Raw genomic sequence first — 23,758 nt, 5'->3', positions numbered from 1 at the left:
CCGGTTGCGCTCAGTCCACCTTCGCGCCCGACACCTTGACGATCTGCGCGTACTTCTTCAGCTCGCGCTGCACCAGCGCGCCGAACTGCTCCGGCGTGGTCGGCGCCGGCTGCGCGCCGATGCGCGCCAGGCGGGCCTTCATGTCGTCGGTCCCGAGGATGGCCACGATGTCGTGGTTGAGCCGCTCGACGATCTCGCGCGGCGTATTGGCCGGCGCGAACACGCCGAACCACGTCGAGATATCGAAGCCTTCCAGTCCCAGCCCCTTGCCGGCCTCGGCAACGGTGGGCAAGTCGGGGAAGGCGGCGGCGCGCGCCGCGGTGGTCACGGCGAAGGCCTTGAGCTTGCCGGCCTTGATGTTGGCCGAGGCCGAGGCGAGGTTGTCGAAGATCATGTCGGTCTGGCCGGACAGCACCGACAACTGCGCCGGCGATGCGCCGTTGTACGGGATATGGACCATGCTGACCCTGGCCATGCTCTTGAACAGCTCGCCCGACAGGTGACCCGCGCTGCCGTTGCCGCCCGAGGCGTAGTCCAGCTTGCCCGGGTTCCTGCGCGCGTATTCGACCAGCTCGCGCAGGTTGGCGATGTGCAGGCTGGCGGCCTTGCCGGGGTGCATCGCCAGCACGTTGGGCACGTCGGCCACCAGCGTGACCGGGCTGAAGTCCTTGACCGGGTCGTACGGCATCTTCGCGAACAGCGCCGGGTTGATGGCGTGCGTGGCCACCGCTCCCATCACGATGGTGTAGCCGTCCGCCGGCTGCCTGGCGGCGTAGTCGGCGCCGATGTTGCCGCCGGCGCCGGGGCGGTTTTCCACCACCACGGGCTGGCCCAGGCTGTCCTTGAGCTTGTCGCCGATGGCGCGTGCCACGGTGTCGAGCGGGCCGCCGGCGGGGTAGGGCACCACGAACTTCAGCGGCTTGACGGGATAGGCGGGGGAAGCCGCGGCCGGCGCCGCGGCGAGCGCGGCGCTGGTGGCGCTGGTGGCAAGCGCGCCGGCCGCGAGCAGCGCGGCGGCGCATCGTTGCCTGAACATGGAAATGCGCATCGGGATTGCGGGATTGCGGGATAGGGGTTGGAAGGCTTGCCTGATGGAAGGCTTACCGGAGGCCGATGCCGCGGGCCATCATCACGGCGCACAGGGGCAGCAGGATCAGCAGGTGGGCTTCGATCATGACCCAGCGCCGCGCCTTCTTCAGCTCGCCCTGCGCCGGCAGGAAATCCGGCTGCGCGCGGGCCTGGCTGCGCCAGCGCCGGATGGCGAAGGTGGGCGGCAGCGAGCACAGCGCGATCACCACGAACACGGTTATCTTGGCGTGGAACCATGGATTGTGCAGGTAGAACTGCACCCCCTTGGCGCCGAAGAACAGGCGCAGCAGGCCGCTGGCCAGCACCGCCATGGCGGCCAGGAAGTAGACCAGGTCGTAGACCGAGAGCCGCCGGAGCGTGGCGGGCGTGAGGCCGGGGCGCATCACCACGGCCTCGGCCGTGAGCAGTGCGACCAGCAGGAAGATGAAGGCAAAGTGCAGGAAGGCCAGCAGGGCGTCGGTCAGCATCCAAACTCCTTTCGTGGGTAGGCGGGCGCCGGCCGGCGGCGCCCGCGGGTCGGGGCTCTTGCTTTTCGCTCCGTTCTTGCTTCGTTCTCGCTTCGGTTGCTGCTTTGCTGCCGCGAGCGCGGGGCTGCCGCTACAGCACGCCCTTGGCGCGCAGCGCGGCGATCTGCGCGGGGCCGTAGCCCAGCATCTCCGCCAGCACGGCGTCGGTGTGCTCGCCCAGCAGCGGCGGGTGGCGCACGGCTTCGGGCGGGGTCGCGCTCATCTTGATCGGGCTGCCGACCAGCTTGACTTCGCCGGCGCTCGGGTGCGGCAGGTCCACGCGCAGGCCGCGCGCCTTGACCTGGGCGTCCTCGAAGACGTCGTCCAGCGTGTTGATGGGGCCGCACGGCACGCCGGCGCTTTCCAGGTCGAGGATCCACTGGGCGCGCGTGCGCGGGCGCACCATCTCGGCCAGGATCGGCACCAGCACGTCGCGCTGGGCCACGCGTTGCGGGTTGGTGGCGAAGCGCGGGTCGTCGGCCAGCTCGGGCCGCCCGCCCGCGCTCACGAACTTGCGGAACTGGCCGTCGTTGCCCACCGCCACGATGATCCAGCCGTCGGCCGCCTGGAAGGTCTGGTAGGGGACGATGTTCGGATGGGCGTTGCCCCAGCGCTTGGGCGCCACGCCGCTGGCCAGGTAGTTGGTGTTCATGTTGGCCAGCATGGCGACCTGCACGTCGAGCAGGGCCATGTCGATGTACTGGCCCTCGCCGGTGCGCTCGCGGTGCGCCAGCGCCGCCAGCACGGCGATGGTGGCGTACTGGCCGGTCATCAGGTCGGAAATGGCGATGCCGGCTTTCTGCGGGCCGCCGCCGGGCAGGTCGTCGCGCTCGCCGGTCAGGCTCATGAAGCCGCCCATGCCCTGGACGATGAAGTCGTAGCCGGGGCGCGCCGCGTAGGGGCCGGTCTGGCCGAAGCCGGTCACCGAGCAATAGATCAGGTCGGGCTTGAACGCCTTGAGCGAGTCGTAGTCCAGGCCGTACTTCCTGAGCTGGCCGACCTTGTAGTTCTCCAGCACCACGTCGCTCTGCGCGGCCAGCGCGCGCACCACCGCCTGGCCCTCCGGCGTGCTGATGTCGCAGGTGACCGAGCGCTTGTTGCGATTGGCGGCCAGGTAGTAGGCGGCTTCCGCGGTGTCGCGGCCATCGGCGTCCTGCAGCCAGGGCGGGCCCCAGGTGCGGGTGTCGTCGCCGGCGCCGGGGCGCTCGATCTTGATCACGTCGGCGCCGAAGTCGGCAAGGTTCTGGGCGCACCATGGCCCGGCGAGGACGCGGGTCAGGTCGAGGACGCGGAGGTGGCTTAAGGCTCCCATTGGGTGTGATGCGGATCCGGAGAAGGGGGTGGGCAAGGGAAGGCCGGGCGGCCCCGCCGTCTGGCTCCCGCGGGGGGCGGGGGCGGCTTTCTGGGGGCAACCGGGAGCGGCAAGGGGCCGGCCCCGGGGCGTCCGGCTCGGACAGCCAGCACTTTACCACCGGCAAGGCCGCCGGAGGCACATCGCGGGGCCGCGCGCCGCGCGCGGGGCCGCCCGCGGCGCGCCCGGCCCGCCAAAGCCCCGGCGGCGCGCCGCGGCGGCAGGCTTCCCCGTATAATCAATGGTTTGCAAATCCACACTGACCGACAGCGACCTGCCATGCCGCGGGACGCCCTGCCCAGAACATGAAAGTCTCCGACATCCGCAGCAAGTTCCTGCAGTACTTCGAATCGAAGGGCCACACCGTGGTCCGCTCGTCCAGCCTGGTGCCGGGGAACGATCCGACGCTGCTGTTCACCAACTCCGGCATGGTGCAGTTCAAGGACGTGTTCCTCGGCACCGACAAGCGCCCGTACACGCGCGCCACCTCGTCGCAGCGCTCGGTGCGCGCCGGCGGCAAGCACAACGACCTGGAGAACGTGGGCTACACCGCGCGCCACCACACGTTCTTCGAAATGCTGGGCAACTTCTCGTTCGGCGACTATTTCAAGCGCGAAGCCATCCAGTACGCGTGGGAACTGCTGACCAAGGTCTACCACCTGCCGGCCGAGAAGCTGTGGGTCACGGTGTACGCGGAAGACGACGAAGCCTATGACATCTGGTCCAGGGAAGTGGGCGTGCCGGCCGAGCGCATCGTGCGCATCGGCGACAACAAGGGCGCGCGCTATGCCTCGGACAACTTCTGGCAGATGGCCGACACCGGCCCGTGCGGCCCGTGCTCGGAGATCTTCTACGACCACGGCCCGGAAGTGTGGGGCGGCCCGCCGGGATCCCCCGAGGAAGACGGCGACCGCTACATCGAGATCTGGAACCTGGTGTTCATGCAGTTCAACCGGGACGAGCAAGGCAACATGCCGCGCCTGCCCAAGCCCTGCGTCGACACCGGCATGGGCCTGGAGCGCATCGCGGCGGTGCTGCAGCACGTGCACAGCAACTATGAGATCGACCTGTTCCAGGCGCTCATCAAGGCCGCCGCGCGCGAAACCGGCACCACCGACCTGGACAACAACTCGCTCAAGGTCATCGCCGACCATATCCGCGCCTGCTCGTTCCTGATCGTCGACGGCGTGATCCCCGGCAACGAAGGCCGCGGCTACGTGCTGCGCCGCATCGTGCGCCGCGCCATCCGCCACGGCTACAAGCTGGGCCGCAAGACGCCGTTCTTCCACAAGCTGGTGCCCGACCTGGTGGCGCAGATGGGCCAGGCCTACCCCGAGCTGGCCGAGGCCGAGCCGCGCGTGACCGAAGTGCTCAAGGCCGAGGAAGAGCGCTTCTTCGAGACCATCGAGAACGGCATGGCCATCCTCGACGCGGCGCTGGCCGAGGTCAAGGCCAAGGGCGGCACCGTGCTCGACGGCGAACTCGCGTTCAAGCTGCACGACACCTTCGGCTTCCCGCTGGACCTGACGCAGGACGTGTGCCGCGAGCAGGAAATGACCGTGGACGAAGCCGCCTTCGACGCGGCCATGAACCGCCAGCGCGAGCAGGCCCGCGCCGCCGGCAAGTTCAAGATGGCCGCCGGCCTCGAATACCACGGCGACAAGACCACCTTCCACGGCTACGAGAAGCTGGGCGTGGACGGCGCGAAGATCACCGCGCTGTACGTGGACGGCGCCGCCGTCGACACCATGCAGCCCGGCCAGACCGGCGTGGTGGTGCTCGACAACACGCCGTTCTACGCCGAGTCCGGCGGCCAGGCCGGCGACCAGGGCGAGCTCAGGAGCGGCGCCGCCGTGTTCAGCGTGGCCGATACCACCAAGGTGCAGGCCGACGTGTTCGGCCACCAGGGCACCCTGGCGGGCGGCGCGCTCAAGGTGGGCGACAGCGTGACCGCGCAGGTCGACGCGCAGCGCCGCGCGCGCACCGTGCGCAACCACTCGGCCACCCACCTGATGCACAAGGCCCTGCGCGAAGTGCTGGGCACCCACGTGCAGCAGAAGGGCTCGCTGGTGGATGCCGACAAGACCCGCTTCGACTTCTCGCACAACGCGCCCATGACCGACGAGCAGATCCGCCGCGTCGAGGAGATCGTCAACGCCGAGATCCTGCAGAACGCCGCCACCGGCGCCGAGGTGATGCCGTTCGACGATGCCGTCAAGAGCGGCGCCATGGCGCTGTTCGGCGAGAAGTACGCCGACGACGTGCGCGTGCTGTCGATCGGCAGCTCCAAGGAACTGTGCGGCGGCACCCACGTGACGCGCACCGGCGACATCGGCCTGTTCAAGATCGTGATGGAAGGCGGCGTGGCCGCCGGCATCCGCCGCGTGGAAGCCATCACCGGCGACAACGCGCTGCATTACCTGCAGGCGCTCGACGCCAAGCTCAACGAAGCCGCCGCCGCGCTCAAGGCCCAGCCGTCCGAGCTGGTGCCGCGCATCGGCCAGGTGCAGGAGCAGGTGCGCGCGCTGGAGAAGGAGCTGGAGCGCCTCAAGAGCAAGCTGGCCGCCTCGCAGGGCGACGAGCTGGCCGCGCAGGCCATCGACGTCAAGGGCATCAAGGTGCTGGCCGCCCAGCTCGACGGCGCCGACGTCAAGACGCTGCGCGAGACCATGGACAAGCTCAAGGACAAGCTGGGCAGCGCCGCCATCGTGCTGGGCGCCGTGGCCGACGGCAAGGTCAGCCTGATCGCCGGCGTGACGGCGGACGCCACCGGCCGCGTCAAGGCCGGCGAACTGGTCAACTTCGTCGCCCAGCAGGTCGGCGGCAAGGGCGGCGGCCGGCCGGACATGGCCCAGGCCGGCGGCACCGAGCCGGCCAACCTGCCGAAGGCGCTGGCGGGCGTCGGCGAATGGGTGGCGGCGAAGGTCTGACGTTCCAGGCCGCAAGGAAGAAAGGCGCTTCGGCGCCTTTTTTCACGTCCTCACGTCCTCATGCCCTTATGTTCTGTTCTACGTTCCCCGGCTCAGCTTCCCCACCACCGTGAGAATGTCGATCGGCAGCGGGAATACGATGGTCGAGCTCTTGTCGCCGGCGATCTGCGTGAGCGTCTGCAGGTAGCGCAGCTGCATCGCCTGCGGCTCCCGGGCCAGCATCTGCGCGGCCTCCAGCAGCTTGACCGAGGCCTGCAGCTCGCCTTCGGCGTGGATCACCTTGGCGCGCCGCTCGCGCTCGGCCTCGGCCTGGCGCGCGATGGCGCGGATCATGGTCTCGTTGATGTCGACGTGCTTGATCTCCACGTTCGAGACCTTGATGCCCCAGCTGTCGGTCTGGGTGTCGAGCGCCTTCTGGATGTCGATATTGAGCTGTTCGCGCTCGGCCAGCATCTCGTCCAGCTCGTGCTTGCCCAGCACCGAGCGCAGTGTGGTCTGCGCGAGCTGGCTGGTGGCTTCGAGGAAGTTCGCCACCTGGATGATGGCGCGCTCGGGGTCGATCACGCGGAAGTACACCACCGCGTTGACCTTGACCGAGACGTTGTCGCGCGAGATCACGTCCTGCGGCGGCACGTCCATCACCACCGTGCGCAGGTCCACGCGCACCATCTGCTGCACCGCCGGGATCAGGATCACCAGCCCCGGGCCTTTCACCTTCCAGAAGCGCCCGAGCATGAACACCACGCCGCGCTCGTATTCGCGCAGCACGCGGATGGACGAGACGATGAGCAGGGCGACCAGGAAGACCAGACCGCCTGCGCTGAATCCGAATGCCATGATCATGCTCCTCGAGTGGATGGGTGGATGGTGGCTGGCGGGCCCGCCGCGTCGCTGGCGCGCACCTCCAGCAGCAGGCCGCTGCGCCCGGTGACCAGCACGCGCTGGCCGGGCGCGAGCGGCAGCGCGCTGTGCACGCGCCAGCGCTCGCCGCGCACCTCGGCCCAGCCGTCTTCGCGCGAGTCGTCGCGCATCTCCAGCACCACGCCGGACATGCCGAGCATGGCGTCGCCGCCGGTGACCGTGGGCATGCGCCGGGCGCGCCACAACAGCGTCCAGATGGCCAGCAGGAAGGCCGCGCTCACCAGCGCCAGCGCGCCGATCAGCCACAGCGGGATGCCGAAGCCGGGCACGTCGGTGTCGATCAGCATCACCGCGCCGAACACGAAGGCGACGATGCCGCCCACGCCGAGCGCGCCGAAGGCGGGCAGGAACAGCTCCGCCACCATGCAGCCCACGCCCAGCGCGATCAGGCCCAGCCCCGCGTAGCTGACCGGCAGCATCTGCAGCGCGAACAGCGCCAGCAGCAGGCAGATCGCGCCGGCCACGCCGGGCACCACCATGCCCGGCGTGGAGAACTCGAAGATCAGGCCGTAGATGCCGATCATCATCAGGATCAGCGCCACGCTCGGCTCGGTGATGACCGCCAGGAAGCTGTTGCGCCAGTCCGGCTCCAGCACCTGCACCGGCGCCTGCGCGGTGTGCAGCACGCGCTCGGCGCCGGCGGCCTGCACGCGCCTGCCGTCCAGCGCGCGCAGCAGCGCCGGCAGGTCCGGCGCGAGCAGGTCGGCCACATGCTGCGCGACCGCTTCGCTGGCCGACAGGCTGACCGCCTCGCGCACCGCGCGCTCGCCCCATTCGGCATTGCGCCCGCGCAGCTGCGCCAGGCCGCGGATGTAGGCCGAGGCATCGTGCATCTGCTTGCGCTCCATGGTGTCCTGCGGCGGCGCGCCGGCCGGCGCCGAGGCGGGGGTGGCCTCCGGCTTCGGCGCGCCGCCCGGGCCGCCAATCCCGATCTGCACCGGACTGGCCGCCCCGAGGTTGGTGCCGGGCGCCATCGCCGCGATATGGCTGGCGTAGAGGATGTAGGTGCCGGCGCTGGCCGCGCGCGCGCCGCCCGGGTAGACGTAGCTGGCCACCGGCACCGGCGAGGCCAGGATGGCCTGGATGATCTCGCGCATCGACAGGTCCAGCCCGCCGGGCGTGTCCATTTCCAGCACGATCAGTTGCGCGCCGCTGCCGCGCGCGTGCGCCATGCCGCGCACGATGAAGCTGGCGCTGGCCGGGCCGATGGCTCCCTTGAGCGGAATCACGACGACCGGGGCGGCGGCCGGCGCGGCGGCGGGGGGCGCCGCGAAAGCGGTTCCGTGCGGCACCAGCGCGGCAAGGACGGCGGCAAGAACGACGGCAGCGAGGAGAGCGAGGGCGGCGGCGGCGGCGAGGCCGGGCCGGACAGCGGCGGCAAGCCATCGCAAGAACATCGGGGCATGCATCATGGCAAGGACGCCGGCACAGGGAGTGCAAACGCGGCGCCACTTCCAGTGTAGGCGAACGGCCACATCCTGCCGGGCGCGCCGCGCTGCCCCGGCTGTCATGGCTGAAGGGCGCTCAGGGCGCTCAGGGCGCTCAGGGCGCTCAGGGCGCCGCGGGCGGGCGCAGCCGCTCGGCCAGGGCCGCCAGCGCCGTGTTCGCCATGGCGGGATGCCAGGCCAGCAAGGTGTCGGCCTTGCCCGCCGCGCCCATCGGGTGCAGGCTGACCCGCGGCAGGTCGCGATAGAGGCCAAGCACCGAGCGCGGCACGATGGCCACGCCGATGCCGGCCGCCGCGCAGGCAATGATGGCATGGTACGAGCCCAGTTCCATCACGCGGCGCGGCGGGCTGTCCTCCGCGGCCAGCCAGGTCTCCAGGCGCATGCGGTAGTTGCAGCCGGGTTCGAAGGCCAGCATGGTGCGGCTTTCCAGGTCGGCGGCGCCGCGGATGGGCGGATGGTGCTCGCGCGCGACCAGCACCAGTTCTTCCTGGAAGGCCGGCAGCCAGGCCAGCGCGGGATCGTCGAGCGGCTCCGCCACGAAGGCGCAGTCCACCTCGAAGCGGCCCAGCGCCTGCAGCGCCTGGCGCGTGGGCAGCGTCACCAGTTCGAGCTGCACTTCGGGCCAGGCCTGGTGATAGGCGGCCAGCAGCGCGGGCAGGCGGCTGGCCGCGGTGCTTTCCATCGAGGCGATGCGCAGGCGCCCCTGCGGCCTGGCGGGCAGCACGGCGTGGCGGGCTTCCTCGGCCAGGTCCAGCACGCGCCGCGCGTAGTCGAACAGGGTCTGCCCGGCCGGCGTCAGCACCATGCGCTTGCCGTCGCGCAGGAACAGCGCCACGCCGAGCGACTTTTCCAGCTGGCGGATGCGGGTGGTGACGTTGGATTGCACGCGGTGCAGGCGCGCGGCGGCGCGCGTGACGCCGCCTTCCTCGACCACGGAGCGGAAGATTTCCAGGGAAGCCAGATCCATTTGCGATGTCCTTGCCCGGGTTGCCGGCACGCCGCCGGCGGGGGAGGGCCCGGTTTCCATCCGCCTTCCATCTCGTGGAAAGATCATTGTGTTCTCGATTATTCATTTTTCGGCGGCGTTCCGGCAGCGTAGCATGCAGCGATGGATTCCACCTTCCCGCCCCATGCCGTCCGCACGCCCGCCCGGGCCGGCACCTGGACCGTCGCGCTGGCCGGCCTGGCCGCGCTGGGCGTGGCGATGGGCATCGGCCGCTTCGCCTTCACGCCGCTGCTGCCGATGATGCTGCATGACGGCAGCGTCACGCTGGGCGAGGGCGGCTGGCTGGCCACGCTGAACTACTTCGGTTACTTCGCGGGCGCCGCGGCCTGCCTGTTCATCCATCCCGAGCCGGCGCGCATGGTCAGGCTGGGCCTGGCCGCCACCGTGCTGCTGACGCTGGGCATGGCCGCGCCCGGCGGCATGGCGGCCTGGGGCGTATGGCGCGCCGCCGCCGGCGTGGCCAGCGCGCTGGTCATGGTCTACGGCACGGCGTGGTGCATGCACCGGCTGGCCGAACTGGGCCGGGCCCCGCTGGGCGGCCTGATCTTCTGCGGGCCCGGCATCGGCATCGTCTTCACGGGGCTCTCGGCCTTCGGCATGGTCGGGGCCGGCTGGCAGGCCGGCTGGGCCTGGCTGGCCTTCGGGGTGCTGGGCGCGGCGCTGGTCGCGGCGGTCTGGCATGTGTTCCGGCCGGCGCCGCGCGCCGCCGCCGGCGCGGCCGCCGCGGCGCCGGCCGTGCCGCGGCTGGACCGCGCGGCCTGGCTGCTGACGTTTGCCTACGGGCTGGCCGGCTTCGGCTACATCATTACCGCCACCTTCCTGCCGGTGATCGCGCGCCAGGCCATGCCCGGCTCGGTCTGGGCCGACCTGTTCTGGCCCATCTTCGGCGTCGGCGTGACGATCGGCGCTTTCGCCGCGTCGCGCGTGCGGGCGGAGCGCGACAACCGCAAGCTGCTGGCCTTCACCTACGCCATGCAGGCCGCGGGCGTGGCGATCGCGGTGGCCTGGCCCACGGTGACCGGTTTCGCGCTGAGCAGCCTGCTGGCGGGACTGCCGTTCAACGCGCTGGTGTCGTTCGCCATGCGCGAGGCCCGGCGGCTGTGGGGCGGGCAGGCGCAGCGCCTGATGGGCCTGATGACGGCCAGCTACGGCCTGGGCCAGATCGTCGGGCCGCCGCTGGCCACCGCGCTGGTGGCGCGCACCGGCGGCTTTGCCGCCTCGCTGTGCTGCGCCGTGGCGGCGCTGCTGCTGGGCGGCGCGGTATTCGCCTGGATGGCGCGCGCGCCGGCGCGCTAGCCCCGCGCCGGGCGGTGCCTGACGGCGCCACGGGCATGCGCTACAGTATCGCCTTCGCTGCGCCGCAGCGCCGCCCGCACGGGCGCGTCGCGCGCGTGGCGCAGGAGCCGATTCCCATGTCATTCGCCTTGCAGCCCGCCCGCGCCGCGGGTGCCCCCCAGCCCGCCACGCCGCTCGAGGCGCGCCTGCGCGCCGACCTGGCGGCGGCCTACCGCCTGTGCGCGCTGCAGGGCTGGGACGACCTGATCTACACGCACATCTCCGCCGCCGTGCCCGGCGAGCCGGACCATTTCCTGATCAACCCCTTCGGTTTCGCCTTCGACGAGATCCACGCCAGCGACCTGGTCAAGATCAACGGCCGCGGCGAAGTGGTGGGCGCCAGCGCCCATCCGGTCAACGTCACCGGCTTCGCGCTGCACGGCGCGGTGCATGCCGCGCGGCCGGACGCGGTCTGCGTGATGCACCTCCACAACACCGCCGGCGTGGCGGTATCGGCCCAGGCGCGCGGCCTGCTGGCGCTGTCGCAGCATGCCATGCGCTTTCATGGCCGGCTGGCCTACCACGACTACGAGGGCCTGGCCTTCAGCCCCGCCGAAGGGAGCCGCCTGACCGCTTCGCTCGGGCAGCAGCCCGCCATGCTGCTGCGCAACCACGGCACCCTGACGGTCGGCCGCACCGTGGCCGAGGCCTATGTGCTGATGGCCACGCTGATCAAGGCCTGCGAGATCCAGATCGCCGCCCAGGCCGGCGGCGAGGTCGTGCAGCCGCCGCCCGCGCTGGCCGCGCGTGCCTCGGAGCAGCTCCACGACGGCGGCGCGCTGGAAGGCGAGCTGGAATGGCCGTCGCTGCTGCGCAAACTCGATAGAATCGATGCTTCTTACCGCGACTGACCTGCCGTGACCGACGCGCGCCCCGCGCGCGCCGGCCCCGGCGACTTCAAGACAACAGGAACCCAGCCATGCCGACTTACCACGTAGAACTTTTCGAAGGCCGCTCCATCGAGCAAAAGCGCAAGCTGGTCGAGGAAGTCACCCGCGTCACCTGCGAAACCCTGGGCTGCTCGGCCTCGGCGGTGGACATCGTCATCACCGAGGTCAAGCGCGAGAACTGGGCCACCGGCGGCGAACTGTGGGCCGACAAGAAGTAGGTTCCGGCCAGTCCCCCCGGCGCCCGCCGCACTGACCTCGCACGCATTCCACCCGTCACGGATTCCCCCTTTTCCATGCAGCATTTCGCCTCCGACAACTACGCCGGCTTCTGTCCGGAATCGCTCAAGTATTTCCTCGAAGCCAACGGCAGCGGCCACGAGCAGGCCTATGGCGACGACTCCTGGACCCAGAAGGTCTGCGACCGCATCCGCGACCTGTTCCAGACCGACTGCGAAGTCTTCTTCGTCTTCAACGGCACCGCGGCGAACTCGCTGGCGCTGTCGGCGCTGTGCCAGTCCTACCACTCGGTGATCTGCCACGAGCTGGCGCATATCGAGACCGACGAATGCGGCGGCCCGGAATTCTTCTCCAACGGCTCCAAGCTGCTGACCGCGCCGGGCGCCAACGGCAAGCTCACGCCGGACGCCGTGGAGGCGCTGGTCACGCGCCGCTCCGACATCCACTACCCCAAGCCCAAGGTGGTGTCGCTGACGCAGTCGACCGAGGTCGGCACGGTGTACACGGTGGAGGAGGTGCGCGCCATCGCCGCCATCGCCAAGCGCCGCCAGCTGCGCGTGCACATGGACGGCGCGCGCTTCGCCAACGCGGTGGCCTCGCTGGGCGTGCACCCGTCGGAAATCACCTGGCGCGCCGGCGTCGACGTGCTGTGCTTCGGCGGCACCAAGAACGGCCTGCCGGTGGGCGAGGCGGTGGTGTTCTTCGACCGCAAGCTGGCCGAGGACTTCGCCTACCGCGTCAAGCAGGCCGGCCAGCTGGCCTCCAAGATGCGCTTCATCTCGGCGCCGTGGCTGGGCCTGCTGGAGAACGACGTGTGGCTGGGCAACGCGCGCCACGCCAACGCCATGGCCCGGCTGCTGCACGAGCGCATCGCCGCCATCCCGGGCGTGCGCATCATGTTCCCGACCGAGTCCAACGCGGTCTTCGCCGAGCTGCCGCTGGCGGCCATCGAGGCGCTGCGCGCCAAGGGCTGGCGCTTCTACACCTTCATCGGCGCGGGCGGCTGCCGCTTCATGTGCTCGTGGGACCTGCAGCCGGAAACCGTGGAGGCGCTGGCCGCCGACATGCGCGCCGCCTGCGGCGCCTGAGCGTCATCCGCGCGCCGGCAGGCAGGAACGCGGAAAAGCAGGCATCGTGACCAGCTGACGGCCCGGCGAACGGGCCACAAAGAGACAACAAGGCCGGCAAGGCCGAAAGACAAGGAGCTCCGCAATGTCCCATTACCGCTACTGTCCCCAGTGCGGCTCGCCGCTGGAAGTGCTGCCGCATTCCGGCCGCGACCGCGACGCCTGCATCCAGCCCGACTGCGGCTTCGTGCACTGGAACAACCCGCTGCCGGTGCTGGCCGCCGTGGTGGAGTACGAAGGCAAGCTGCTGCTGGCGCGCAATGCCGCCTGGCCCGAGAAGATGTTCGCCCTGGTGACGGGCTTCCTGGAGCGCGACGAAACCCCCGAGCAGGGCGTGGCGCGCGAGCTCAAGGAAGAGACCAACCTGGACGCGCACGCGGTTTCGCTGATCGGCGTCTACGAGTTCATGCGCAAGAACGAGCTGATCATCGCCTACCACGTGCAGGCCAGCGGCACGATCGCGCTGTCGGAGGAACTGGCCGACTACAAGCTGGTCGCGCCCGAGGACATGCGGATCTGGTCCGCCGGCACCGGCTTCGCGGTGGCCGACTGGCTGGCCTCGCGCGGCCACCCGGTGCGCTTCTTCGACCGCAGCACCGGCGAGGACATCCCCGACCCGCGCCGGCGCGACGCCTTCGGCCTGCCCGGCGCTTCGCTACAATACAGGCCGTGAATACCTAGAACCAAGGAAGAGCGGAATGGAGTTCCAGAAAGAAGTGGACGCGCGGGGCCTGAACTGCCCGCTGCCGATCCTGCGTACCAAGAAGGCGCTGGCCGACATGGCCAGCGGTGACGTGCTCAAGGTGCTGGCCACCGATCCGGGTGCGACGCGTGATTTCCAGGCGTTTGCCAAGCAGACTGGGAATGAATTGCTGTCGCATCAGGAGGTGGATAAGGTTTTTGTTTTTTATATGCGGAGGCGGTGAGGGGGTAGGGGGAGAGGGTGTTGGGTTTGGCTTTAAAGGCCTAAATTCAACGTCAAAGTCAAAGTCTTTAAAGTCAAAATCTTAAAGTCAAAGTCAACTTCAAAGTCAAAGGCTTTCGCTCCCCCGGAGCGACCTACTTTCTTTTTTCCGAAAAGAAAGTAGGCAAAGAAAGCGGACTGCCTGGCCGGCAGGGGCAGAAACGTTGGGGTTTCTGATTGTTCGTGGTTTCGTGGTGGGGACTGTGGTTCTGCTGGCATCCTGCCGTTACCGGTGCGGGCGGCCACTAAGCTGCGGGTTTTGTTGGTTTCGGGGTCAGACCTATGATGGCGGGCGCACTGCTTGTTCTGCCATCTACCGTTACCGGTTTTGGCGGCCACGACGTAGCACCCTCATGGTTTCGTGGTGGGCGTGGTGGACCGGGGCGCGGGTGTATGGGGCTACGTTCAAACTGGGGCCACCGCGCCCACCACGAAACCAGGGCCGTGCCTATGACGTGGCATCCGCCCCGGTCGCGGCAGCAGCCTGAACTACCTGGGCCTACGCCATCATGCAGCGCCACCACGAATCCAGCACCGCTTGCAGAATAGTGGCCATTAAACCCGGTAACGGCAGGATGCCAGCAGAACTACAAACCCCACGACGAAACCATTAACATTAATAATCCCAATGTTTCTGCCCCTGCCGGCCAGGCAGTCCGCTTTCTTTGCCTACTTTCTTTTCGGAAAAAAGAAAGTAGGTCGCTCCGGGGGAGCGAAAGCCGTTGACTTTGACGTTAAGATTTTGACTTTAAGATTTTGAAGTTAAGCCTTTGACGTTGATCCTAAGCTTTAAAAGCTAAACCACTCGCCCCCAACCCAGTAAAACCAATAAAAAAACCCCACAAAGCCACCACCAACCGGCCACCCTGCAGGGCTCCCCTCATCCAGCAAGACCGACAACAACAATCACCCGCGCGTGCGCAGGTAAGTGCTGAATTCGTCCATCACCTCCGGGTGCTTGAGCGCGAACTCCACGGTAGCCTTGAGGTAGCCCAGCTTGCTGCCGCAGTCGTAGCGCACGCCCTTGTAGCGGTAGGCCAGCACCTGTTCCTGGCCGAGCAGCGAGCCGATCGCGTCGGTGAGCTGGAACTCGCCGCCGGCGCCCGGCTTGAGGTTGCGGATGTGGTCGAAGATGCGCGGCGTCAGGATGTAGCGGCCGACCACGCCGAGGTTGGAGGGCGCGTCCTCGGGGGCGGGCTTTTCGACGATGCCCGAGACCTTGATCACGTCCTCGTCCCACTCGCGGCCGTCGATGACGCCGTAGGAGCGGCTCTGCTCCGGCGCGATTTCTTCCACGCCCAGCACCGAGCAGTTGTAGTGGCCGTACAGGTCCGTCATCTGCTTCATCACGGGCGGATCGCCGTCCAGCAGGTCGTCGGCCAGCATCACCGCGAACGGTGCGTCGCCGACCAGCTTTTCCGCGCACAGCACGGCATGGCCGAGCCCCAGCGCCTCGGGCTGGCGCACGTAGAAGAATTCCACGTGCGACGGCTTGATCGAGCGCACCAGCGACAGCAGGGCCTGCTTGTTCTTGGCTTCCAGCTCGGCCTCGAGTTCGTAGGCCTTGTCGAAGTGGTCCTCGATGGCGCGCTTGGAGCGGCCGGTCACGAAGATCATCTCGGTGATGCCGGCCGCCATCGCTTCTTCCACCGCGTACTGGATCAAAGGCTTGTCGACCACCGGCAGCATTTCCTTGGGGCTGGCCTTGGTAGCGGGCAAAAAGCGGGTGCCGAGACCTGCTACGGGGAAGACAGCCTTGGTGACACGGGTTTCCATATCAGGTATTCCTTATCGTTTCGGTGTAGACAACCCTGCTGGTGACGCAAAGCTCATGCCGGCAGACGTTCCAGTTGATCCTGGAGCTTGCCCAGTGTCTGTTCGAAATCGGACAGACGCTGGTTTTCCTGCGCGACCACGGCCGGCGGTGCCTTGGCGACGAAGCTTTCGTTGGAAAGCTTGCCGCGGCACTTGCCGATCTCGGCGCTGAGGCGCTCTATTTCCTTGGACAGGCGCGCGCGCTCGGCGGCCACGTCGATCTCGATCTTCAGCAGCAGGCGGTTGCCGCCCACGATCGCCACCGGCGCGCCGGTGCCTTCCGTCATCAGGGCATTCTCATCTTCGAATACCTTGACCTCGGAAAGTTTCGCCAGCGCCTGCACATAAGCCTGGGCCGAGGCCAGGAAGGCGCTGTCGCCCTGCGCGTAGAGCGGGATGCGCTGGGCCGGGGAGATGTTCATCTCGCCGCGCAGGTTGCGGCAGGCGTCGACCACGGCCTTGAGCTGCGCGGTCCACTGCTCGGCGGCTTCGTCGATCTTGGCCGCGGCCGGCAGCGGGTAGGCCTGCAGCGCCAGCGTCTCGCTGCCGTCGCCCTTGGCGCGGCCGGCGAGCGGCGCCACCTTCTGCCACAGCTCTTCGGTGATGAACGGGATGACCGGATGGGCCAGGCGCAGCACCGTCTCGAGCACGCGCAGCAGCGTGCGGCGGGTGGCGCGCTGCTGCGCGGGCGTGCCGTTCTGGATCTGCACCTTGGCCAGTTCCAGGTACCAGTCGCAGTATTCGTCCCAGACGAACTTGTAGATGGCGCTGGCGATATTGTCGAAGCGGTACTCGGCGAAGCCCTTCTCCACCTCGGCTTCCACGCGCTGCAGCAGCGACACGATCCAGCGGTCGGCCTGCGAGAAGTCCAGGTAGCCGTCCGGGCCGCAGTCGTTGTTGCACGGGCCCATGCCGCAGTCATGGCCTTCGGTGTTCATCAGCACGAAGCGGGTGGCGTTCCACAGCTTGTTGCAGAAGTTGCGGTAGCCCTCGCAGCGGCCGGTGTCGAAATTGATGTTGCGCCCGAGCGTGGCCAGCGAGGCGAAGGTGAAGCGCAGCGCGTCCGCGCCGAAGGCCGGGATGCCTTCGGGGAATTCCCTGCGGGTCTTCTTCTCGATCTTCGGCGCGTCCTTGGGGCGGCGCAGGCCGGTGGTGCGCTTCTTGAGCAGCGGCTCGAGCTCGATGCCGTCGATCAGGTCGACCGGGTCCAGCGTGTTGCCTTCGGACTTGCTCATCTTCTTGCCTTCCGAGTCGCGCACCAGCCCGTGCACATAAACGGTGTGGAAAGGCACCTTGCCGGTGAAATGCTTGGTCATCATGACCATGCGCGCCACCCAGAAGAAGATGATGTCGTAGCCGGTAACCAGTGCCGACGACGGCAGAAAATGCTGCAGCTCGGGCGTCTCGGCGGGCCAGCCGAGCGAGGAGAACGGGACCAGCGCCGACGAGAACCAGGTGTCCAGCACGTCGTCCTCGCGGCGCAGCGCGCCGGTGCTGCCGGCGGCCGCGGCCTGCGCCAGCGCCTCTTCCTCGGTGCGCGCGACGAAGCACTTGCCGCTCTCGTCGTACCAGGCCGGGATCTGGTGGCCCCACCACAGCTGGCGCGAGATGCACCAGTCCTGGATGTTCTCCAGCCACTGGTTGTAGGTGCTGTTCCAGTTCTCGGGGATCAGCTTGATCTCGCCGCTGCGCACGGCGTCCAGCGCCACCTCGGCGATCGAGCGGCCCGGGTAGAAGGTGCCTTCGGGCGCCGGCTTGCTCATGGCGACGAACCACTGGTCGGTCAGCATCGGCTCGATGGCGCTGCCGGTGCGCTCGCTGCGCGGGGTCATCAGCTTGTGCTTCTTGACCTCGGCCAGCAGGCCTTGCGCGTCGAGGTCGTCGACGATGCGCTTGCGCGCGTCGAAGCGGTCCAGCCCGGCGTAGGCGGCCGGAGCCTCGGCGACGATCTTCGCGTCGAGCGTGAGGATGGACAGCTGCGGCAGGCCGTGGCGCTGGCCCACCGCGTAGTCGTTGAAGTCGTGGCCCGGGGTCACCTTGACCACGCCGGTGCCGAACTCGCGGTCGACGTATTCGTCGGCGATGACCGGGATGTCGCGGCCGGTCAGCGGCAGGCGCACCGACTTGCCGATCAGGTGCGCATAGCGCTCGTCTTCCGGGTGCACCATCACGGCCACGTCGCCCAGCATCGTTTCCGGGCGGGTGGTGGCCACGGTCAGGTGGGTCAGGCCGCGCAGGGCGTCGGCCTCGGTGAGCGGATAGCGGATGTGCCACATCGAGCCTTCTTCCTCGACGTTGTCCACTTCCAGGTCGGACACCGCGGTGCCCAGCACCGGGTCCCAGTTGACCAGGCGCTTGCCGCGGTAGATCAGGCCCTGCTCGTACAGGCGCACGAACACTTCGGTGACCGCCTTCGACATCTCCGGCGACATGGTGAAGTACTCGTGGCTCCAGTCGATCGAGGCGCCCATGCGGCGGATCTGGCGCGTGATGGTCGAGCCGGACTCTTCCTTCCAGGCCCACACCTTCTCGGTGAACTTCTCGCGGCCGAGCTCGTGGCGCGATACGCCCTGCGCCTCGAGCTGGCGCTCCACCACGATCTGGGTGGCGATGCCGGCATGGTCGGTGCCCGGCACCCACAGCGTGTTGGCGCCGGACATGCGGGCGTGGCGGGCCAGGCCGTCCATGATGGTCTGGTTGAAGGCGTGGCCCATGTGCAGCGTGCCGGTCACATTGGGCGGCGGCAACTGGATGCAGAAATCGGGGCGGTCCGAGTCTAGGGTCGGCTTCGCGATGCCGCGCTTCTCCCACTCTGGGCCCCACTTGGCCTCAATGGCGGCGGGTTCGAAGCTCTTGGCAAGGGACTGGTCTTGGGCGGTCATGCTCGGGGTGTCGATGATTGCGTCGGATTCTGCGGCCCGGGCGGACAGGGGCAAACACGCCGGGGAAAACATCAAATTATAGGGGAGGCGGGATGCCGGTGCGGGAAAAGGCCCCGCGCAGGCCGGTGCCGCGCCGCCCCCGGGGGCACGCTGGGACGCCGATCCGGGCGCGATCCGCGGGCATCGGGCCACGATGCCCGCGCAATCCGGGCGCCATTTTGCCGCTGTTCCGCGCCCCGCAGGTGGATTTCCGGCTACTTCCTGCGAGGGGATACCGCGGCGGCGGCGCCGCGGGCGCGGGCGGGGGAGGCGCCCCGGTATAATTCCCGGCATTCCACAAGGCCTCCCGATGTCCGACCTGCTTGCCAATCTCAACGCCGAACAACTTGCCGCCGTCACCCTGCCTGACGAACCGGCACTGATCCTGGCGGGCGCGGGCAGCGGCAAGACCCGCGTGCTGACCACGCGCATCGCCTGGCTGATCCAGAACGGGCGGGTGTCGCCGGCCGGCCTGCTGGCGGTGACCTTCACCAACAAGGCGGCCAAGGAAATGACCGCGCGGCTGACCGCGATGCTGCCGATCAATACCCGCGGCATGTGGATCGGCACCTTCCACGGCCTGTGCAACCGCATGCTGCGCGCGCATTTCCGCGACGCCGGCCTGCCGCAGACCTTCGCTATCCTCGACAGCCAGGACCAGCTCTCGGCGCTCAAGCGCCTGCTCAAGTCGCTCAACGTGGACGACGAGAAGTACCCGCCCAAGAGCCTGCAGTACTTCATCAACAACGCCAAGGAGCAGGGCCTGCGCCCGGCCGACGTGGAGGCCAACGACGATTTCAACCGCCGCTTCGTCGACCTCTACGCCGCCTACGACCAGCAATGCCAGCGCGAAGGCGTGGTCGACTTCGCCGAGTTGCTGCTGCGCTGCTACGAGCTGCTGCGCTACAACGACGCCATCCGCCAGCATTACCAGCACCGCTTCCGCCATATCCTGGTGGACGAGTTCCAGGACACCAACGTGCTGCAATACCGCTGGCTCAAGCTGCTGGCGGGCTTCGGCACGCAGAACCCGGCCGCGGTGTTCGCGGTGGGCGACGACGACCAGAGCATCTATGCGTTCCGCGGCGCCAACGTGGGCAACATGCGCGATTTCGAGCATGAATTCCGCGTGCGCCACATGATCAAGCTCGAGCAGAACTACCGCTCGCACGGCCACATCCTGGATTCGGCCAACCACCTGATCGCGCACAACGCGCGCCGGCTGGGCAAGAACCTGCGCACCGACGCCGGCCACGGCGAGCCGGTGCGCGTGTTCCAGGCCGGCTCGGACGGCCAGGAAGCGGCCTGGATGGTGGAGGAGATCCGCGACCTGGCGGCGCAGGGCATGAGCCGCTCGGAGATCGCCATCCTTTATCGCAGCAACGCGCAGTCGCGCGTGATCGAGCATGCGCTGTTCTCGTCGGGCATCCCGTACCGCGTGTACGGCGGCCTGCGCTTCTTCGAGCGCGCCGAAGTCAAGCACGCGCTGGCCTACCTGCAACTGCTGGAGAACCCGCGCAACGACGCCGCCTTCGGGCGCGTGGTGAACTTCCCCGCGCGCGGCATCGGCGCGCGCTCGCTGGAAGCGCTGCAGGACGCCGCGCGCCAGTACGACTGCTCGCTGGCCGAGGCGGTGGCCTACGTGCCCGGCAAGGCCGGCAGCACGCTCGGCGCCTTCGTGCGACTGATCGAGCAGATGCGCGCCGAGACGCGCCGCCTGACGCTGCCGGAGACGGTCGAGTACGTGACCAACACCAGCGGCCTGATCAACTACTACCGCGGCGAGAAGGAAGGCCAGGACCGCATCGAGAACTTGCAGGAACTGGTGACCGCGGCGCAGGCCTTCGTGATGGAAGAAGGCTACGGCCTGGACGCGCTGGCCAGCGCGATCCCGGTCGGGCGCGACGGCGCGCAGGCGCTGCCGGCGCTGGCCGACGGCGACCAGGCGCAGCAGGTGCTCGACCCCGAGGCGCTGCCGGTGGTGATGACGCCGCTGGTGGCCTTCCTGACCCACGCCTCGCTGGAGGCCGGCGACAACCAGGCGCAGGCCGGCCAGGACGCGGTGCAGATGATGACCGTGCACGCCGCCAAGGGGCTCGAATTCAACGCGGTGTTCATCACCGGCCTGGAGGAGGGCCTGTTCCCGCACGAGAACAGCGCCAACGAGGCCGACGGGCTCGAAGAAGAGCGCCGCCTGATGTACGTGGCCATCACCCGCGCGCGCGAGCGGCTCTACCTGTCGTTCGCCCAGAGCCGCGTGCTGCACGGGCAGATGCGCTATCACGTGCGCTCGCGCTTCTTCGAGGAGCTGCCCGAGGAAGCGCTCAAGTGGCTGCAGCCGCAGGCGCCGTCCTACGGCGCCCAGCGCCGCCAGCAGAACGAAGGCGGCTGGGGCCGCGACTGGTTCAAGAAGCCGGAGGACGTGCCTTACTCGGGCACCAAGCCCACCGGCGGCATGGATACCGGCAACGGCTACGCCGACGCCAAGCGAGAGGCCGGCTCCGGCCTGCGCATCGGCCAGAGCGTGTTCCACAACAAGTTCGGCGAGGGTGTCATCAAGGCGCTCGAGGGGGACGGCGCGGACGCGCGCGCCAACATCGAGTTCAAGCGCCACGGCGCCAAGTGGCTGGCGCTGTCGGTGGCCAAGCTGGACCCGATCGACTGAGCGGCCGGAGCGGCTGCTCGACGCGCGCGCCGGCGCATCCGGCCACCGGCGCGCGCGGATCCCCGCATCTCCGGATCCTTATGCCGCGGTGTCCAGGCTGCCTTCTGGATTTTCCGGGACCACGTTGAAGCAGCCGCGGTAGGTGGCGTAGAACGAGCAGTACATGATGGCCAGCATCAGCAGCGAATACGGCGTGACCAGGAAGGAGAGCAGCGTCTCCGCGCCGAGCGCGCCGAACAGCGCCTCGAGGAAGAACGGCACCGCCACCAGCAGCACCGCGAACACCACGGCGTAGGCGAGGAAGGCGCCGCGGTTGCGCCAGCAGGCGGTCCAGCTGAAGAACAGCGCCTTGACCGGCGGCACGTTGTGCCAGGCCGTCAGCAGCGGGGCGAACCAGAACATCATGGCGATCGGCGTGTACAGCGCGGCGCCGATCATCAGCGCGAAGTAGAGCTGGCGCACGGCGTCGGCCGAGGGCGCTTCTTCCTTGAGCAGGATCGGCACCAGCGTGCTGATGTCCACCAGGCTGCCGGCGATCAGGCTCAGCACGAACACCAGCGCGGCGTAGATGCCGCCCAGCACCAGCAGGTTGCGGCTGGCCGGCTTGCCGTTGGCGCGGAACCCCGCCAGCAGCACGGTGGGCAGCACCCGCTTGTTCTGGATCACCTCCCGGCACGCGGTCATGATGCCGACCGACAGGCCCGGCGTGATCACCAGCAGCGCGATGATGCCGATCAGCGGCACGAACACGGCCAACTGCGCGGCGATCAGGTAGATGAACAGCAGCATCAGGAAGGCGAGCGGGTTCTTGCGGAACAGCCAGACGCCCTGGCGGAACCAGACATAGCCTTCCTTGGCGGAAACTTCCAGTAATTGCATGGTGCTCAGGTCCAGGGCAGCGCGGCGGCTTCGATGCGCCGGCGCAGGATGCGTTCGAAATGGGTCGGATCGTGCGGCTGCAGCATGTCGGCTTCGCGCGGCAGGTAGAAGTCCCACAGGCGCGAGACCCAGAAGCGCAGCGCGCCGGCGCGCAGCATGTCGCGCCAGCGTGCCGCCTCCACCGGGCCCAGCGGCCTTACCGCATGATAGGCCCGCAGCAGCGCCCGGGCGCGCGCGTCGTCCAGTGTGCCGCTGGCCAGGTCGATGCACCAGTCGTTGACGGTGACGGCCAGGTCGAACAGCCACTTGTCGTTGCCGGCGAAGTAGAAGTCGAAGAAGCCGCCCAGCTTGTAGTGGCCGTGCGCATCGTTCTCGAACAGGGCATTGTCGCGGAACAGGTCGCAGTGGCACGGGCCGCCCGGCAGCGCGGCGTAGTCGGCGCTGTGGAAGAAGGCGGCCTGGTGGGCCAGCTCCTGCTGCAGCAGCGCGCGCTGGCCGGCGTCCAGGAAGGGCAGGATCTCGGCCTCGGTCTGCTGCCACCACGGCAGGCTGCGCAGGTTGGGCTGCTGGCGCGGGTAGCTCTGGCCGGCCAGGTGCATGCGGGCCAGCATGTCGCCCACCTCGGCGCAATGCTCGGCCGCGGGCGCGAGCTGCGAGCTGCCCGGCAGGCGCGTGACGATGGTGGCCGGCTTGCCCTTGAGCGCGCGCAGGATCTCGCCGTCGCGGCCCGGGATCGGGGCGGGCACGCGGATGCCGTGCCCGGCCAGGTGGGCCATCAGGTGCAGGTAATACGGCAACTGCGCGAAGGTCAGCCGCTCGAAGATGGTCAGCACGTACTCGCGCGTGCCGCCGTCCTGCTCCATGGTCAGGAAGAAATTGCTGTTCTCGATGCCCGAGGCGATGCCGCGCAGTTCGCGCATGTCGCCCAGGTCGTAGTCAAGGAGCCAACTGGCGATCTCGTCGGGCGAGACCGTGGTGAATACGGCCATACTCTTTGTGTGAATCGAAACGGATGGCGGCGCGCGCAACAAGCTGCGCATCGCCGCGGCATGGATGCCGGAAGCGCCGGCGCGGCCCCGCCGCGCTGGCCTGGCGGGGTCGTGGGAAAACGGAAAAGCGGGAACCGGAACCCGCGGCGGGCGCTGGCGCCCGCCGCGGCAGCCCGGACTCATTGCCCGGATGCGATACCCCTGGGCCGGATTGTGCCATCCGGCCGGCGCACCGCTCAGAACTGCAGCACGTTGACCGACGGCACGCGATTCATGTCGCGGTCGCGGATCTTCGGCGAGCTGTCCTCCGGCTTGCTCATCTGGTACTTGGTGCCCACCCCGGACTTGACCTCGATGTCCGTGGCCTGGCCCTTGTTGCGGTACTCGCGGATCTGCGTGCCGTCCGGCTCGTTGAGCTGGAAGCTCGGTTCGCGCGGCTGGTTGAGCTGCGTCTTGGCGGGCGGGGCGATCGGGCTGTTGTTGATCTGGTTCAGTTCTTGCTGCGTGAGGGCGCCGCCGACCTGTTCGGTGCCTTGCTGGGCCATTGCCGCGAGCGGCGCGCCGAGCGCCAGCAGCGCTGCAATTGCCAGCACCCGGGCGGATGCGGGGAACGGCTCCGGCTCGTCCGCGTTCGCGGCGGCCAGGAGGGAGGGGGAGGTCATTCAAGGCTCCTGTGCGAGGCAGC

Annotated in this window: 19 protein-coding genes; 8 read left to right on the top strand and 11 right to left on the bottom strand. The window is 68.7% G+C overall.

Features of this window, described 5'->3' with window-relative positions; all coding sequences use genetic code 11:
- Nucleotides 1-10: 10 nt before the first annotated feature.
- The 3 genes from ACKI2N_RS14035 to ACKI2N_RS14025 form a co-directional block, all read right to left on the bottom strand.
- Entirely contained in the window at nucleotides 11-1,036 is a 1,026-nt protein-coding gene (locus ACKI2N_RS14035) for a tripartite tricarboxylate transporter substrate binding protein (RefSeq protein WP_420993261.1), read from the bottom strand.
- A gap of 64 nt (nucleotides 1,037-1,100) precedes the next feature.
- Nucleotides 1,101-1,556 (bottom strand): DUF2214 family protein, encoded by a 456-nt coding sequence (locus tag ACKI2N_RS14030; RefSeq protein WP_420993260.1) that lies wholly within the window; start codon nucleotides 1,554-1,556, stop codon nucleotides 1,101-1,103.
- A gap of 130 nt (nucleotides 1,557-1,686) precedes the next feature.
- Nucleotides 1,687-2,907 carry a CaiB/BaiF CoA transferase family protein gene (locus ACKI2N_RS14025; protein ID WP_420993259.1) on the bottom strand — a complete coding sequence of 407 codons (1,221 nt, stop codon included), beginning with the start codon at nucleotides 2,905-2,907 and terminating at the stop codon, nucleotides 1,687-1,689.
- 344 nt (nucleotides 2,908-3,251) lie between these two features.
- Between ACKI2N_RS14025 and alaS the strand changes: the two genes are divergently transcribed.
- Nucleotides 3,252-5,876, top strand: a complete 2,625-nt coding sequence (alaS, locus tag ACKI2N_RS14020; RefSeq protein WP_420993258.1) for an alanine--tRNA ligase — start codon at nucleotides 3,252-3,254, stop codon at nucleotides 5,874-5,876.
- Nucleotides 5,877-5,954: 78 nt separating this feature from the next.
- Here the strand turns inward: alaS and ACKI2N_RS14015 are convergent, their stop codons facing one another.
- From ACKI2N_RS14015 to ACKI2N_RS14005, 3 genes are all read right to left on the bottom strand, one after another.
- A complete protein-coding gene (locus ACKI2N_RS14015; protein ID WP_420993257.1) occupies nucleotides 5,955-6,713 on the bottom strand; it encodes a slipin family protein in 759 nt (252 codons plus the stop codon).
- 2 nt (nucleotides 6,714-6,715) lie between these two features.
- Nucleotides 6,716-8,194, bottom strand: coding sequence for an NfeD family protein (locus tag ACKI2N_RS14010; protein WP_420993255.1), 1,479 nt, complete (start codon nucleotides 8,192-8,194; stop codon nucleotides 6,716-6,718).
- Nucleotides 8,195-8,348: 154 nt separating this feature from the next.
- Nucleotides 8,349-9,212, bottom strand: coding sequence for a LysR substrate-binding domain-containing protein (locus ACKI2N_RS14005; protein ID WP_420993254.1), 864 nt, complete (start codon nucleotides 9,210-9,212; stop codon nucleotides 8,349-8,351).
- Nucleotides 9,213-9,353: 141 nt separating this feature from the next.
- On the opposite strand from ACKI2N_RS14005, the gene ACKI2N_RS14000 reads away from it, so the two are divergent.
- The 6 genes from ACKI2N_RS14000 (at nucleotide 9,354) to ACKI2N_RS13975 (ending at nucleotide 13,766) form a co-directional block, all read left to right on the top strand.
- Complete coding sequence (locus tag ACKI2N_RS14000) at nucleotides 9,354-10,547, top strand: YbfB/YjiJ family MFS transporter (RefSeq protein ID WP_420993253.1); 1,194 nt, start codon at nucleotides 9,354-9,356, stop codon at nucleotides 10,545-10,547.
- Between the two features lie 116 nt (nucleotides 10,548-10,663).
- Nucleotides 10,664-11,437: a class II aldolase/adducin family protein gene (locus tag ACKI2N_RS13995; RefSeq protein ID WP_420993252.1), complete on the top strand. Its 774-nt coding sequence runs from the start codon at nucleotides 10,664-10,666 to the stop codon at nucleotides 11,435-11,437.
- Between the two features lie 68 nt (nucleotides 11,438-11,505).
- On the top strand, nucleotides 11,506-11,694 hold the full coding sequence (locus ACKI2N_RS13990; protein ID WP_020206523.1) for a 4-oxalocrotonate tautomerase: 189 nt from the start codon (nucleotides 11,506-11,508) through the stop codon (nucleotides 11,692-11,694).
- Nucleotides 11,695-11,769: 75 nt separating this feature from the next.
- Nucleotides 11,770-12,801 (top strand): threonine aldolase family protein, encoded by a 1,032-nt coding sequence (locus tag ACKI2N_RS13985; RefSeq protein ID WP_420993251.1) that lies wholly within the window; start codon nucleotides 11,770-11,772, stop codon nucleotides 12,799-12,801.
- A 124-nt stretch (nucleotides 12,802-12,925) separates the two neighbouring features.
- Nucleotides 12,926-13,513, top strand: a complete 588-nt coding sequence (locus ACKI2N_RS13980) for an NUDIX domain-containing protein (RefSeq protein WP_420993250.1) — start codon at nucleotides 12,926-12,928, stop codon at nucleotides 13,511-13,513.
- A gap of 25 nt (nucleotides 13,514-13,538) precedes the next feature.
- Entirely contained in the window at nucleotides 13,539-13,766 is a 228-nt protein-coding gene (locus ACKI2N_RS13975) for a sulfurtransferase TusA family protein (RefSeq protein WP_011297045.1), read from the top strand.
- Nucleotides 13,767-14,710: 944 nt separating this feature from the next.
- On the opposite strand, the gene galU is transcribed toward ACKI2N_RS13975, so the two are convergent.
- Nucleotides 14,711-15,580, bottom strand: coding sequence for a UTP--glucose-1-phosphate uridylyltransferase GalU (gene galU / locus ACKI2N_RS13970; protein ID WP_420993249.1), 870 nt, complete (start codon nucleotides 15,578-15,580; stop codon nucleotides 14,711-14,713).
- A gap of 53 nt (nucleotides 15,581-15,633) precedes the next feature.
- Nucleotides 15,634-18,501: a valine--tRNA ligase gene (locus tag ACKI2N_RS13965; protein WP_420993248.1), complete on the bottom strand. Its 2,868-nt coding sequence runs from the start codon at nucleotides 18,499-18,501 to the stop codon at nucleotides 15,634-15,636.
- A gap of 349 nt (nucleotides 18,502-18,850) precedes the next feature.
- Between ACKI2N_RS13965 and ACKI2N_RS13960 the strand changes: the two genes are divergently transcribed.
- Nucleotides 18,851-21,205, top strand: coding sequence for a UvrD-helicase domain-containing protein (locus tag ACKI2N_RS13960; protein WP_420993246.1), 2,355 nt, complete (start codon nucleotides 18,851-18,853; stop codon nucleotides 21,203-21,205).
- A 78-nt stretch (nucleotides 21,206-21,283) separates the two neighbouring features.
- On the opposite strand, the gene ACKI2N_RS13955 is transcribed toward ACKI2N_RS13960, so the two are convergent.
- From ACKI2N_RS13955 to ACKI2N_RS13945, 3 genes are all read right to left on the bottom strand, one after another.
- The gene (locus ACKI2N_RS13955; protein ID WP_420993245.1) at nucleotides 21,284-22,084 is read right to left on the bottom strand and encodes a BPSS1780 family membrane protein; all 801 of its coding nucleotides are present in this window, start codon (nucleotides 22,082-22,084) and stop codon (nucleotides 21,284-21,286) included.
- A gap of 5 nt (nucleotides 22,085-22,089) precedes the next feature.
- Nucleotides 22,090-23,073, bottom strand: coding sequence for a homoserine kinase (locus ACKI2N_RS13950; protein ID WP_420993244.1), 984 nt, complete (start codon nucleotides 23,071-23,073; stop codon nucleotides 22,090-22,092).
- A 236-nt stretch (nucleotides 23,074-23,309) separates the two neighbouring features.
- A complete protein-coding gene (locus ACKI2N_RS13945; protein WP_420993243.1) occupies nucleotides 23,310-23,735 on the bottom strand; it encodes a DUF2782 domain-containing protein in 426 nt (141 codons plus the stop codon).
- Nucleotides 23,736-23,758 lie beyond the last annotated feature (23 nt).

Source organism: Cupriavidus sp. 30B13 (assembly GCF_049059565.2).
In the GTDB taxonomy this organism is placed as follows: domain Bacteria; phylum Pseudomonadota; class Gammaproteobacteria; order Burkholderiales; family Burkholderiaceae; genus Cupriavidus.
Note: the sequence above shows the minus strand (reverse complement) of the source record. Positions and strands in the feature narration are given on the sequence as shown.

Coding starts and splice junctions, on each gene's coding strand:
- ACKI2N_RS14035 (WP_420993261.1), bottom strand. CDS start 1,036: ATGTTCAGGCAACGATGCGCCGCCGCGCTGCTCGCGGCCGGCGCGCTT.
- ACKI2N_RS14030 (WP_420993260.1), bottom strand. CDS start 1,556: ATGCTGACCGACGCCCTGCTGGCCTTCCTGCACTTTGCCTTCATCTTC.
- ACKI2N_RS14025 (WP_420993259.1), bottom strand. CDS start 2,907: ATGGGAGCCTTAAGCCACCTCCGCGTCCTCGACCTGACCCGCGTCCTC.
- alaS (WP_420993258.1), top strand. CDS start 3,252: ATGAAAGTCTCCGACATCCGCAGCAAGTTCCTGCAGTACTTCGAATCG.
- ACKI2N_RS14015 (WP_420993257.1), bottom strand. CDS start 6,713: ATGGCATTCGGATTCAGCGCAGGCGGTCTGGTCTTCCTGGTCGCCCTG.
- ACKI2N_RS14010 (WP_420993255.1), bottom strand. CDS start 8,194: ATGTTCTTGCGATGGCTTGCCGCCGCTGTCCGGCCCGGCCTCGCCGCC.
- ACKI2N_RS14005 (WP_420993254.1), bottom strand. CDS start 9,212: ATGGATCTGGCTTCCCTGGAAATCTTCCGCTCCGTGGTCGAGGAAGGC.
- ACKI2N_RS14000 (WP_420993253.1), top strand. CDS start 9,354: ATGGATTCCACCTTCCCGCCCCATGCCGTCCGCACGCCCGCCCGGGCC.
- ACKI2N_RS13995 (WP_420993252.1), top strand. CDS start 10,664: ATGTCATTCGCCTTGCAGCCCGCCCGCGCCGCGGGTGCCCCCCAGCCC.
- ACKI2N_RS13990 (WP_020206523.1), top strand. CDS start 11,506: ATGCCGACTTACCACGTAGAACTTTTCGAAGGCCGCTCCATCGAGCAA.
- ACKI2N_RS13985 (WP_420993251.1), top strand. CDS start 11,770: ATGCAGCATTTCGCCTCCGACAACTACGCCGGCTTCTGTCCGGAATCG.
- ACKI2N_RS13980 (WP_420993250.1), top strand. CDS start 12,926: ATGTCCCATTACCGCTACTGTCCCCAGTGCGGCTCGCCGCTGGAAGTG.
- ACKI2N_RS13975 (WP_011297045.1), top strand. CDS start 13,539: ATGGAGTTCCAGAAAGAAGTGGACGCGCGGGGCCTGAACTGCCCGCTG.
- galU (WP_420993249.1), bottom strand. CDS start 15,580: ATGGAAACCCGTGTCACCAAGGCTGTCTTCCCCGTAGCAGGTCTCGGC.
- ACKI2N_RS13965 (WP_420993248.1), bottom strand. CDS start 18,501: ATGACCGCCCAAGACCAGTCCCTTGCCAAGAGCTTCGAACCCGCCGCC.
- ACKI2N_RS13960 (WP_420993246.1), top strand. CDS start 18,851: ATGTCCGACCTGCTTGCCAATCTCAACGCCGAACAACTTGCCGCCGTC.
- ACKI2N_RS13955 (WP_420993245.1), bottom strand. CDS start 22,084: ATGCAATTACTGGAAGTTTCCGCCAAGGAAGGCTATGTCTGGTTCCGC.
- ACKI2N_RS13950 (WP_420993244.1), bottom strand. CDS start 23,073: ATGGCCGTATTCACCACGGTCTCGCCCGACGAGATCGCCAGTTGGCTC.
- ACKI2N_RS13945 (WP_420993243.1), bottom strand. CDS start 23,735: ATGACCTCCCCCTCCCTCCTGGCCGCCGCGAACGCGGACGAGCCGGAG.